Genomic DNA, 10612 nt, shown 5'->3' on the forward strand with positions numbered 1-10612 from the left:
GCTGGGGGCCGCGGGGGTGGTGGCGGCGGGGCAGGTGATGTTGCCGGGGGTGGCGTTCGCTGAGCCGGAGGGGGGCAGACGCGGACGGTGACGGGGGCGTTGCCGGCGGACGTTCCGGATTGGTACTACCTGCCGGTGGACGTGCCGCGGGGGGTGCGGGAGATCGAGGTCGGGTACAGCTACGACCGGCCGCAGGTGCCGCCGGGGGCGCGGGGGAATGTGTTGGATATCGGGGTTTTCTCGCCGGCGGGGTTTCAGTTGGGGAACGAGCGGGGGTTTCGGGGATGGTCGGGTGGGTTCCGGGACCGGTTCGTGATCAGTGCGGGGCGGGCGACGCCGGGGTACCTGCCGGGGCCGATCGAGCATGGGCGGTGGCATCTCATCCTCGGGCCGTACACGGTGGCGCGGCAGGGACTCAGCTACCGGGTGGAGATCACGCTGCGGTTCGGGCCGCCGGATGCGCCGTTCGTGCCGCGGCCGGCGCCGGAGCGGGCGCCGGCGCGGGACCGGGGGCGGGCCTGGTACCGCGGGGACGGGCATGTGCACACGGTGTACTCCGACGGGCGGCGGACGCCGGCCGAGCTGGTCGCGGCGGCGCGGGCGGCGGGGTTGGACTTCGTCGTGTCGACCGAGCACAACACGTCGAGCGCTTCGCTGCAGTGGGGCGAGCATGCGGGGGATGACCTGCTCATCCTCAACGGTGAGGAGGTGACCACTCGATCGGGGCACTGGCCGGCGTGGAACCTTCCGGTGGGTACGTGGATCGACTGGCGGTACCGGGCGGAGGACGGGCACGGGTTTCGGCGGTTCGCCGAACAGGTGCACCGGGCGGGTGGGTTGGTCGTGGCGGCGCATCCGTTCACGCCGTGCCTGGGGTGCTCGTGGGGGTTCGACTACGGGCCGGCCGATCTGGTCGAGGTGTGGAACGGGCCGTGGACCCTTGACGACGAGGCGACGGTGATCGCCTGGGACGGCCGGCTGCGGGCCGGCGAGTGGATTCCGGCGGTGGGCAACAGCGACGCGCACCATCCGGAGCACGTGGTCGGGTTGCCGCACAACGTGGTGCTGGCCGACGAGCTGACGCCGCGGCGGCTGATGGACGCGTTCCGGGCCGGCCGGAACTGGATCGCGGAGTCGGCCCAGGTGCGGCTCGACCTCGGGGCGGTCGAGGGCGGTCGCCGGGCGGGCATCGGCGAGCGGCTCGGGGCCGGCACGGGTGCCCCGGTCACCGTGGAGGTGTCGGTGGCGGGTGTGCCGGGCACCGCGGTCCGGCTACTCGACCAGAACGGTCCACAGTGGATTCAGCCGGTGGACGCGACGGGGTCGGCGACCGTTCGGTGGACGACGCAGACGCGGTACTCGCGGTGGGTCCGGGCCGAGGTCCGCCGCCCGGTGCCCACGGCGACGACCCCGGACACCATGGTGGCGCTGACGAACCCGGTCTTCCTCGACGCGCGCTGACCGGCGTCAGTTGGCCGGGATCAGCCGGGCCGTGGTGGGGAGCGCGGCGGGCGCGGCGACGCCGACGGTTCCGCGGCGCAGCCAGACCAGGGCCGCGATGGCCAGGCCGGCGGCGGTGGAGGTGAGGAAGGCCGCGGGGATGCCGGCGTGCTCGACGAGCCAACCGGCGGCCGACTGGCCGACGGCGAGACCGAGGGTGATGGCGGTGATCACCCAGCCGAACGCCTCGGTGACCGTGCCGCGCGGGGCGACCAGCTCGATCGCGGTGGAGTGGGCCGTGGCCTGGGGCGTGATCAGGATGCCGGCCAGGCAGAGCAGGGCGGCGAGGCCCGCGAGGTTGGCCGGGATCGCCAGCGGAGCGATCAGGACGGCGAAGGCGGCGAGCAGGGCGGGAATGCGCAGGTGCATGGCGCGCGGGTACGGGCGCATCGCGTAGAGGACGCCGAAGATCACGGAGCTGAGCGACCACAGGGCCAGCAGCAGGCCGCCGACCGGGGCGTGGCCGGCGCGGGTGGCCGCGGCCGGGACCGCGACCTCGACGAAGCCGATCGTCACGCCGAAGCCCAGCGCGGCCAGTGCCACGGTGCGCATGCCGGGGCTGGTCAGGGCGCCGAGCAGCCGGCCGCCGTCGGAGTGCCCGCCCCGCGGGGCGCGGCGGATGGCCGGCGCGAGGGCGAAACCGATGCCGCCGCAGATCAGGCCGGCGGCGCCGGCGACGACGCCGGTGCCCGGCCACGGGGCCGCCACCAGCAGTCCGGCGAGCGCCGGGCCGAGGATGAAGAAGACCTCCATGCTGATCGCCTCGTAGGCGTAGGCGGCGGTGCGGGTCGGGCCGGGCGGGAGCAGCCGGGTCCACAGTGCCCGGGAGGCCGAGCCGACGGTCGGCTGGGTCATGCCGATGGCGAACGCCAGGCCGGCCAGCGCCGGGGTCGGCGCGTGCGACTCGATGGCCAGCACGCCGGCGGTGACCGCGAGCCCGAACAGGGCGCTGGTGACGAGCAGGGGTCGGGTCGGGCCGAGGCGGTCCATCACCCGGCCCTGCGTCACCGAGCCGGTGGCCACCCCGACCAGGACGCCGGCGGAGACCAGCCCGGCGATCGCGAACGACCCGGTCTCGCGCTGCACGTAGAGCAGCAGCGACAGCCCGACCATCGCGATCGGCAGCCGGGCGAGCATCGCGGTGAGCACCGGGGCCAGGGCGCCCGGCGTGGTCAGCACGGCCCGGTAGTCGGCGAGGCGAGCGGAGTGGGACACGAGATCCAGTAAAGCAAACTTTGGTACGGACGTACCAATTATTTCCAGCGGGGGCCCCTTCGCCTGAACGGGTGAACATGGTTTGCCGGTGCGGCGGCCCGGGTACACCAAGCGGAAGCGTCTCGGTTGGGTAACGCTGCTTGAAAACTTGGTGAACCGGTACAACGCACGGGCCCCCTCGGGAGTCCCCATGAGTGACACTTGAATCGGTCTTGAGGGGTGCGTGCGATGGTGGTCGTGTCCGAGGAAGCCGGTCGGCACGAGGTGAGCGCCAAGGTGGCCGTTCTGGCCGCGCTGCTGCCGCTGCTGCTGATCGGTGGCGTACTACTTGTCGTCCTCGGGTAACGAATCGGCCAGCCCGAGCGTTCACTAGGACTAGAGCTGCAACGTCTCCCTCCGGCAAACGGGTCGGGGCCTTCACCGGAGGGGCGGGGAGCGTGGGTCGTCGGGGGATGGCCCGCGCATCGCGCAAGGGACCGGTGCGCCGCGTCGGGGGCGGCGCCCGGTCCCTTGTGGTGTTGTCCGGGGATTACCTGGCTCGGCGGGCCAGCCGCTCCGGGTCCATGATCAGGACGCTCTTGCCCTCCAGCCGCAGCCAGCCGCGGTGCGCGAAGTCGGCGAGCGCCTTGTTGACCGTCTCCCGGGACGCCCCGACGTACTGGGCGATCTCCTCCTGGGTCAGGTCGTGGGTGACCCGCAGCAGGCCGCCCTCCTGGGTGCCGAACCGCTGCGCGAGCTGCAGCAACGCCTTGGCCACCCGGCCGGGCACGTCGGTGAAGATCAGGTCAGCCAGCATGGAGTTGGTGCGGCGCAGCCGGCGGGCCAGGGCGCGCAGCAGCTGCTCGGCGATCTCGGGCCGGGTGGCGATCCACTTGCGCAGCGCGGGCCGGTCCATGCTGACCGCGCGCACCTCGGTGACGGTGGTGGCCGTCGAGGTGCGCGGCCCGGGATCGAAGATCGACAGCTCGCCGAACATGTCCGACGGGCCGAGGATGCCAAGCAGGTTCTCCCGGCCGTCCGGCGACTTGCGGCCGATCTTCACCTTGCCGGCCAGGATGATGTACAGCCGGTCGCCGGCCTCACCCTCGGCAAAGATCACGTGGCCGCGCGGGAACTCTACGGACTCGAGCGTAGAGGCGAGCGCTTCGGCCGCGGCCGGTTCGACACCCTGGAAGATGCCGGCCCTCGCCAGGGTCTCTTCCACCTCGTCCCTCCCGTGTCCGTGTCGCCACTGATCACTCTGAGCAGTGTAGGACGGTATTACCGGGCAGTATTCCCGGGGATATGGAAGGTGACCCTACTGCCTAAACCTTGACCCTGCGACCACGGAGCCGGGCGGCGCGCCCGCCGAGGCGGCGCAGCCGGAACAGCTCGAGCGCCCGGCCGATGCCGTGCCCGTAGAGTGCCCTGACCTCATCGGGACGGGCCTGCTCGAGGAACTCCTCGACCTCGTCCTCCTGAACGGCCACATGCCGCAGCCGCGCTTCGACGCGCTCCATGAACAGCGCGAAGAACATCACTACCAGGGGCACCGCGAACACGAACCACACGGTCATAGGTCGTCGATCCTCGCTCATCCGGTGTCGGCCGTCGCGGAGGTGAGGTCCACTCGGGCGTGTCGTGCGGGGGTCTATCCCAATGGACGTCTCGGGCACGTATGGGGTTGTGACGCGGCCCGTAGGCTAGCGGTGTGCCACCCGCCACTCGACGACCACCCCACCGAGGTACCACCACGGCTCCGGCGCCAAACGAGCCGGCGGCCGATCCGGCGCTGGTTCGGCGCGCCAGACGGATGACAAGGGCGCTGGCCGAGGCCTTTCCGAACGCGCACTGCGAGTTGGACTTCACCAACCCGCTCGAGCTCGCGGTGGCCACGATCCTGTCGGCGCAGTCCACCGACGTGCGGGTCAACCTGACCACGCCCGCCCTGTTCGCCAAGTACCGCACCGCCGCCGACTATGCGGCCGCGGACCGGACCGAGCTCGAGGAGATCATCAAGCCGACTGGCTTCTACCGCAACAAGACCAGCGCGCTGATCGGCCTCGGCGCGGCGCTGGTCGAGCGGTTCGGCGGCGAGGTGCCCGACAAGCTCGAAGACCTGGTGACCCTGCCGGGAATCGGCCGCAAGACCGCCAACGTCATCCTTGGCAACGCGTTCGGCGTCCCCGGGATCACTGTGGACACTCACTTCGGCCGGCTGGTGCGCCGGTGGCGATGGACCACAGAGGACGATCCGGTCAAGGTGGAGCACGCGGTCGGCCGGCTGATCCCGCGCAAGGACTGGACCATGCTGTCGCACTGGGTGATCTTCCACGGCCGGCGGGTGTGCCACGCCCGCAAGCCGGCCTGCGGGGCGTGCCTGCTGTTTCGCGACTGCCCGTCGTACGGCGCCGGGCCGACCGACCCGGAGCAGGCGGCCAGGCTGGTCAAGGGCGAGGAGGCGCCCCACCTGATCGAGCTGGCCGAGCGCACCCGTAACGGCTACCGTCCCGGCTCGGCGAAGGCCGCCGCCGTCGAGGGCGCCGGATGAGCAGCCGCGTGCGGTGGCTGGCCGCCGGGCTGATCGTGGTTGCCGCCGCGGTGATCGCGTTGTGGCCACGGTCCGACGATGCCCCGGATCGGCCGATCGCGCAGGATGAGCCGGATCTCGCCGCGGCAAGGGCGGCCGCGGCGCTCGCGCCGTGCACTCGGGTGACGCGGCCGGCGCCGGCGCTGTCCGGGGTGCTGGCGGAATGCCTGGCCGACGGGTCCACTGTGGACCTCGGTGAAGCGCTGGGTGCCCGGCCGGTGCTGGTCAACGTCTGGGCCACCTGGTGCCAGCCGTGCAAGGAGGAGCTGCCGCTGCTGGCCGAGTACGCCGCCGAGCCCGGCGCGGTGCCGGTGATCGGCGTGGCCGTGCAGACCCGGCCGGCCGACGCGCTTGAGCTGCTGGCCGTGCTGCGGGTGCGGTTTGCGAACCTGCTCGATTCCGACGGGGCGGCGCAGCGGGCGCTCAGGCTCCCCGACGCGCTGCCCGCCTCATACGTCATCGGATCCGACGGTACGGTGCACCTCGTCACCGATCCGAGGCTGTTCCGCTCCGTCGACGAGGTTCGCCAGACCGTCGCGAGGTACCTGCCTCCCAACGGAAGCGGCAGCTCATGACGACCCCCCGGCACGGACCGCTTGTCGATCCGGACGACGTCCCGCCGTGGCTGCGCGCCCTGGTGAAGGCCACGGCCGACCTCGACCCGCAGATGTTCCGCCGGCTGTCGTTGCCGAGCCGGGACGCCAGGGACGCCGCCGTGCTGATCCTGTTCGGTGAGCACGAAGAGCGCGGTCCGGACCTGCTGCTGCAGCTGCGCGCCGACGGCACCAGCGCGCACTCGGGCCAGGTCGCGTTCCCGGGTGGCGCGGCCGAGCCGGACGACGCCGGGCCGGTGGAGACGGCCTTGCGCGAGGCGGTCGAGGAGACCGGGGTCGACCCGTCCGGGGTGCGGCCGGTGGCCCTGCTGCCCCGGCTGCATATTCCCGTGTCCGGCTTCCACGTGACGCCGGTGGTCGCGCACTGGGAGCGGCCGAGCCGGGTGTGGGCGGTGGACCCGGCCGAGACCGCGGCCGTGGCCAGGGTGCCGGTCGAGGTGCTCGCCGATCCGGCCAACCGGTTCCAGGTGCGGCATCCGTCCGGCTTCCTCGGCCCGGCGTTCGCGCTGCCGGGCATGTTGGTCTGGGGCTTCACCGCGGGGGTGTTGACGATGCTGCTAAGCATTGCCGGTTGGGAACGGCCGTGGGACACCGGCGACGTCCGCGATCTGGAGACGGCATGGGCCGCCGTCGGGGCGGAGGTCGGCCGGTGAACTGGGTGGACCTGGTGGTCTTGGGGCTGGCGGTGCTGGCCGCCGTCTCCGGGGCGCGGCAGGGGGTGATCATCGCGCTGCCGGCGTTCCTCGGCGTGCTGGCCGGCGGGATCGCCGGGGTGCTGATCGCCCCGCTGGTGGTCGAGCAGATCACCGCGACCGCGACCAGGGTGGCCTTCGCCTTCGCGATCTTCGTGCTGTTCATCGCGCTCGGCGAGACGGTCGGGGTGTGGATCGGCCGCACGATCCGGCAGAAGATCTCCTCGCCGCGGCTGACCGGGGTGGACAGCGCGCTCGGCGCGATCGTGCAGGGCCTCGTGGTGTTCGTGGTGTGCTGGCTGATCGGCTCGGCGCTGAGCACGGTCAGCAACCTGCCGGCGCTGGCGTCGGCGATCAACCGCTCGGTGGTGCTCGGCGGCGTCGACGACGTGATGCCCGCCGCCGCGCAGGACCTGCCCGCCGCGCTGCGCCAGATCCTCGACGACACCGGCTTCCCGGCCGTGGTCGACCCGTTCAACCGCGCGCCGAGCAAGGAGGTCGCGCCGCCGGACCCGGCGCTGCAGGCCAGCGCCGTGGTGCAGCGGGTGCGGCCGAGCGTGCTCAAGATCCAGGCGAAGGCCCCGTCGTGCGAGCGGGCGCTTGAGGGCTCCGGGTTCGTGATCGCCCCGCAGCGGGTGATGACCAACGCGCACGTGGTGGCCGGCGCCAGCGAGGTGAGCGTGGAGTCCGGGGACCGGCAGCTGCGCGCCAGGGTCGTCTACTACGACTCCGAGACCGACGTCGCGGTGCTGGCCGTGCCCGGGCTGTCCGCGCCGACCATGGGGTTCGCCGACGCGGACGGGGAGTCCGGGCAGGACAGCATCGTGCTCGGCTACCCGCTTGACGGGCCGTACACCGCGGCGCCGTCGCGGATCCGGGACCGGATCTCGTTGTCCGGGCCGGACATCTACGACTCGCACACGGTGACCAGGGACGTGTTCACGCTGCGGGCGGTGGTCCGCAGCGGCAACTCCGGCGGGCCGCTCGTCGACACCGACGGCCAGGTGATCGGGGTGGTGTTCGGCGCGGCGGTGGACAACTCCGACACCGGGTTCGCGCTCACCGCCGACACCGTGCGCGACGTGGTGGACCGGTCGCCCGGATTGTCGGAGCAGGTGGACACCGGGCACTGCGCGGCATGAGCCGAGTCAGCGGGTGAGGAACTCGCGCAGGATCGGGTTGAGGGTCGCGGGCGCCTCCTGGTGCGGGTAGTGCCCGACGCCGTCGAGCGACACCGTGGTGCTGCGGGCGCCGGCCCACTCGGCCGAGGCCAGCACGGTGCGCGGCAGCATGCACGGGTCGAGCGAGCCGGACACCTGCAGCACCGGCAGATCGATCCGGCGGCCCATGGCCTCGACGAACCGCCGGCCCTCGGTGCGAACCTGGGAGCGCACCGCCCACCGGTAGTACTCCAGCGCGCTGTGCGCCGCCCCCGGCACCAGGATGGCCTTGCGGAAGTTCCGCGCCGCGTCGGCGAAATCCGGCAGGCACGTCCACTGTGGACCAGATAGCCGGCGCATCCTGGCCTCGAGCGCCGCGCCGCCATCCTTGGTGAGCCGCCGTTCCGGCGCGATCGGCAGCTGCGCGGCGAACAGCTGGCCGAGCGCCCTTGCCTGGTTGGCGTGCCGGCGGCGCAGCACCGTCCGGCGGATCTCCCGGCGCAGCGCCAGCGGGTGCGGCGCGGCCAGCGCGCTCACCGACGCCACCAGCCGCGGGTGGATGGCGGCGACCGCCCAGGCCAGCAGGCCGCCCCAGGCGTGCCCGACCAGGTGGGCCCTGCGCTCACCGAGCGCCTTGATCAACCCGGCGACGTCGCCGGACAGCGTCCACGCGTCGTAGCCCCGCGGCGGCTTGTCCGAGTCGCCGTAGCCGCGCAGATCCACCGCCACCGCGCGGAACCCGGCGTCGGCAAGCGCGGTGAGCTGGTGCCGCCAGGTCCACCAGAACTCGCCGAACCCGTGCAGCATCAGCACCGGCGGGCCCTCGCCGGTCTCGGCGACGTGCAGCCGGATGCCGTTGGCGTAGACGTCCCGATGCGCCCACGGCCCGTCGATCCGAACCGACGACGGATCCGGGCTGGGACGCACGATGGTGACCGCGGCGCGCAGGACGGCGCCCGATCAGGTGTGCCGGGGAGCGGACGCGGGGCTGTCGGCCCGGTCGGGGGTGACGTCGGTGCCCGGCTCCTCCGCGCCGCCGCGATGGGTGAGCGCGGCCGCGGTGTCCTTGAGCGTGCTGATCGTCCGCTCCGGCGCGTGGATCTTGCGCACCCGCCGGTAGCCGAGGAACGCGGCGAAGCCGGCGAACAGCAGCATGCCGCCGAACACGATCAGCGAGGCGGCCCAGCGCGGCAGCCAGACGTCGAGCAGGTCGGCCAGGAAGAAAAAGAAGAAGAACGAGCTGTAGAGCAGGATCATCAGGGCGATGATGAAGAAGATGCTGCCGACCAGCGCCGTCTTCACCTCCTTGGCGATCTCCGACTTGGCCAGCTCGATCTCCGCCCGGACCAGCGTGGACAGGTGCGTCGTCGCGTCTTTGACCAAATGGCCGATGGAATGGTTGCCGGACGCCTCGATGGCGCGGTCGTCCGACAGCGGGATCGACGGGACTCGCGGCAGCCCGTTGGTGTCGTTGCGCGCACTGGTCACGTGCGCCATCGTGCCATGCGCGGATCAAACGGGCCGGCCGGGACCGCGCACGAGCTCGGCGCTGATCTCCCACAACCGTTCGGCGGCCGCGCGGTCGCGGGTCAGCGGGCTGGTCCGCACCGGCCCGTGCTCGGTGAAGCGGCGTGCGGCCACCCCGGCGACCTCGGCACGAAGCCCGGATCGGCGATGTTGGCCGTGAGCCCGGTGCCGGCCAGGCGTCGGGCGAGCTCGTAGCCGAACAGGATGTTGAGCAGTTTGGACAGTGGGTAGGTGGTGGCGCCCGGCAGGTCGTCCCACGGGATGTGCCGGACCTGCCGGTGCATCGCGGCCGACGGCGAGCTGCTCACCGCGCTCGACGCGCGCGAGCGGGCCACCCTGCATCGCTTGCTGCGCAAGCTGTTCGAGTCAGTTCACGGTCGTTCCAAATAGGACGCCCACGTAGTAGGTGACGACCATCGTGAGGGCGCCGACACCGACGTTGCGAGCCACGGCCCGGCCGACCGGGGCGTTGCCGAGGCGGGCGCTGAGCACGCCGGTCAGGGCAAGGCCGGCGATCACGGCGGCGCCGCAGGCCCACACCCGCAGGCTGGTGGACGGGAAGGCGATGGCCAGCAACGGAATGAGGCCGCCGACGGTGAACGCCACGAACGACGCCCAGGCCGCCTGCCAGGGGCTGGTCAGGTTGTCCGGGTCGATCTGCAGCTCGGCCTCGGCGTGCGCGCGCAGCGGGTCCTTGTGGGTCAGCTCCTGGGCCACCCGCTCGGCCAGCTCCGGCGACAGGCCCTTGTCCTGGTAGATCTGGGCGAGCTCGCGCTCCTCCTCCTCGGGCATGGTCCGCAGCTCGTAGCGCTCGAGATCCAGCGCCGCCTGCTCGGTGTCGCGCTGCGTGCTCACCGAGACATACTCGCCGCCGGCCATGGACAGCGCGCCGGCCACCAGGCTGGCCACGCCGGCGGTGAGGATCACCACCCGGTCGGTGGTCGCGCCGGCGACGCCGACCACCAGGCCGGCGACCGAGACGATGCCGTCGTTGGCCCCGAGCACGCCGGCGCGCAGCCAGTTCAGCCGTTCGGCGAGGCTGTCGTGATGCGGTTCGTCGGGATGCGTGCTCGGACCCTCGGTCTGGCTGGCCACCCGGCCATTCAACCGCGGGGACCGGCGAGGCACATCCCGGCGAACCGGCGGGTCAACGAGCGCTCAAGGCGCAGCCGGCGAACTGCTCGAGGCCTTGGAGGCGGGTGGTGACGCGGTCGATGGCGATGGCGATGCGTTCCAGGGCGGCGGTGCGTTTGCTGGCCAGGGGGCCGAGGATGGCGTTCTGGACGAAGTTGGGTCCGCCCTGTCCGGCGCTGGTGGCCAGGCGGTTGTTGGCTT

The 10612-nt window shown here is 72.5% G+C and carries 12 protein-coding genes and 1 pseudogene; 5 read left to right on the forward strand and 8 right to left on the reverse strand.

The window, feature by feature from the left end:
* Positions 1–87: 87 nt before the first annotated feature.
* Positions 88–1461, forward strand: a complete 1374-nt coding sequence (locus VGX25_RS34865) for a CehA/McbA family metallohydrolase (protein WP_326922252.1) — start codon at positions 88–90, stop codon at positions 1459–1461.
* Between the two features lie 6 nt (positions 1462–1467).
* On the opposite strand, the gene VGX25_RS34870 is transcribed toward VGX25_RS34865, so the two are convergent.
* From VGX25_RS34870 to VGX25_RS34880, 3 genes are all read right to left on the reverse strand, one after another.
* Positions 1468–2715, reverse strand: a complete 1248-nt coding sequence (locus VGX25_RS34870; RefSeq protein WP_326922253.1) for an MFS transporter — start codon at positions 2713–2715, stop codon at positions 1468–1470.
* Between the two features lie 529 nt (positions 2716–3244).
* Positions 3245–3919 carry a Crp/Fnr family transcriptional regulator gene (locus VGX25_RS34875; protein WP_326922254.1) on the reverse strand — a complete coding sequence of 225 codons (675 nt, stop codon included), beginning with the start codon at positions 3917–3919 and terminating at the stop codon, positions 3245–3247.
* A 100-nt stretch (positions 3920–4019) separates the two neighbouring features.
* On the reverse strand, positions 4020–4271 hold the full coding sequence (locus tag VGX25_RS34880; protein WP_326922255.1) for a hypothetical protein: 252 nt from the start codon (positions 4269–4271) through the stop codon (positions 4020–4022).
* 236 nt (positions 4272–4507) lie between these two features.
* Between VGX25_RS34880 and nth the strand changes: the two genes are divergently transcribed.
* Genes nth through VGX25_RS34900 form a run of 4 tightly spaced genes read left to right on the forward strand, consistent with a single transcriptional unit; the run spans position 4508 to position 7732 of the window.
* Positions 4508–5245, forward strand: a complete 738-nt coding sequence (gene nth / locus VGX25_RS34885; RefSeq protein ID WP_326922256.1) for an endonuclease III — start codon at positions 4508–4510, stop codon at positions 5243–5245.
* Positions 5242–5859, forward strand: coding sequence for a TlpA disulfide reductase family protein (locus tag VGX25_RS34890; protein WP_326922257.1), 618 nt, complete (start codon positions 5242–5244; stop codon positions 5857–5859). The genes nth and VGX25_RS34890 overlap by 4 nt, the downstream gene beginning before the upstream one ends.
* The gene (locus VGX25_RS34895) at positions 5856–6551 is read left to right on the forward strand and encodes a CoA pyrophosphatase (protein WP_326922258.1); all 696 of its coding nucleotides are present in this window, start codon (positions 5856–5858) and stop codon (positions 6549–6551) included. Before VGX25_RS34890 ends, VGX25_RS34895 begins: the two co-directional genes overlap by 4 nt.
* Positions 6548–7732: a MarP family serine protease gene (locus VGX25_RS34900; RefSeq protein WP_326922259.1), complete on the forward strand. Its 1185-nt coding sequence runs from the start codon at positions 6548–6550 to the stop codon at positions 7730–7732. The genes VGX25_RS34895 and VGX25_RS34900 overlap by 4 nt, the downstream gene beginning before the upstream one ends.
* Positions 7733–7738: 6 nt before the next feature.
* On the opposite strand, the gene VGX25_RS34905 is transcribed toward VGX25_RS34900, so the two are convergent.
* The 5 genes and pseudogenes from VGX25_RS34905 to VGX25_RS34925 all read right to left on the reverse strand — a co-directional run.
* Entirely contained in the window at positions 7739–8677 is a 939-nt protein-coding gene (locus tag VGX25_RS34905; protein WP_326922260.1) for an alpha/beta hydrolase, read from the reverse strand.
* A 33-nt stretch (positions 8678–8710) separates the two neighbouring features.
* Positions 8711–9247 carry a phage holin family protein gene (locus VGX25_RS34910; RefSeq protein ID WP_326922261.1) on the reverse strand — a complete coding sequence of 179 codons (537 nt, stop codon included), beginning with the start codon at positions 9245–9247 and terminating at the stop codon, positions 8711–8713.
* A 92-nt stretch (positions 9248–9339) separates the two neighbouring features.
* Positions 9340–9612, reverse strand: a complete 273-nt coding sequence (locus VGX25_RS34915) for a hypothetical protein (protein ID WP_326922262.1) — start codon at positions 9610–9612, stop codon at positions 9340–9342.
* 31 nt (positions 9613–9643) lie between these two features.
* The gene (locus VGX25_RS34920; protein WP_326922263.1) at positions 9644–10372 is read right to left on the reverse strand and encodes a VIT family protein; all 729 of its coding nucleotides are present in this window, start codon (positions 10370–10372) and stop codon (positions 9644–9646) included.
* 52 nt (positions 10373–10424) lie between these two features.
* Positions 10425–10612 (reverse strand): annotated as a pseudogene (locus VGX25_RS34925) (hypothetical protein); the annotation flags it as partial.

This window comes from Actinophytocola sp. (genome assembly GCF_035942955.1).
In the GTDB taxonomy this organism is placed as follows: domain Bacteria; phylum Actinomycetota; class Actinomycetes; order Mycobacteriales; family Pseudonocardiaceae; genus DASYTH01.

Excerpts from the sequence above, each read along its gene's own strand:
- VGX25_RS34880 (WP_326922255.1), bottom strand. The coding sequence starts at position 4,271 with ATGACCGTGTGGTTCGTGTTCGCGGTGCCCCTGGTAGTGATGTTCTTC.
- nth (WP_326922256.1), top strand. The coding sequence starts at position 4,508 with ATGACAAGGGCGCTGGCCGAGGCCTTTCCGAACGCGCACTGCGAGTTG.
- VGX25_RS34890 (WP_326922257.1), top strand. The coding sequence starts at position 5,242 with ATGAGCAGCCGCGTGCGGTGGCTGGCCGCCGGGCTGATCGTGGTTGCC.
- VGX25_RS34895 (WP_326922258.1), top strand. The coding sequence starts at position 5,856 with ATGACGACCCCCCGGCACGGACCGCTTGTCGATCCGGACGACGTCCCG.
- VGX25_RS34910 (WP_326922261.1), bottom strand. The coding sequence starts at position 9,247 with ATGGCGCACGTGACCAGTGCGCGCAACGACACCAACGGGCTGCCGCGA.